Below are 656 nucleotides of genomic sequence, written 5' to 3' on the forward strand. Positions count from 1 at the left end.
AAATACAGGAAGAAAGTATTAAAAGACGGGATCGACCTGGAATGCAAAAAGATGCTGCAGGATCTGGCAGAAGAGTACCGGTTTCAGATCCTGGCAATGGAAGTCATGCCGGATCATATCCACATGCTTGTGGATTGTCGGCCGCAGTTTTATATTTCAGATATGATCAAGATCATGAAAGGGAATCTTGCGCGTCAGATGTTCCTTTTACATCCGGAACTGAAAAAAGAACTGTGGGGAGGACGTTTGTGGAATCCGTCTTATTGTGCCGTCACAGTCAGTGACCGGAGCCGTGAGCAGGTATCTGCCTATATCGAAGGCCAGAAGGAAAAAGAAAAGAGAAAGCTCTGAGTACGGGGGTCATTCCAGAATTGTTTGTTTTTACGGGAAAGGTGGAAGAAGATGCGGACAGTATCCAGCTATGGTGTGGAGATACGAAAACAGAATGTCCCGGTCCGTCAAACAATGGAGGTCTATCGTCAGGCAGTTGGTTACCTGACAGAGATCTACGCACAGGTCTGGGAAGAACTGAGGAAGATCCCGGAGACAAAAAAGCGTTTTAATACCGCAGAGCATATGGTACACATGACGAAGAAAAACACAGCCCGGTTTGATTTTGATCTTCGTTTTCCGAAGATGCCGTCTTACCTCCGCAG

The 656-nt window shown here is 46.5% G+C and carries 1 protein-coding gene and 1 pseudogene; both read left to right on the forward strand.

The window, feature by feature from the left end:
• Nucleotides 1-351 (forward strand): IS200/IS605 family transposase (gene tnpA / locus G5B11_RS18755; RefSeq protein ID WP_173729338.1); only part of this gene is annotated, 351 nt, incomplete at its 5' end.
• 51 nt (nucleotides 352-402) lie between these two features.
• Nucleotides 403-656, forward strand: a pseudogene (locus G5B11_RS18760) (IS200/IS605 family accessory protein TnpB-related protein); the annotation flags it as partial.

Origin of the sequence: Blautia glucerasea (assembly GCF_013304385.1) — a bacterium.
GTDB lineage: Bacteria > Bacillota > Clostridia > Lachnospirales > Lachnospiraceae > Blautia_A > Blautia_A ammoniilytica.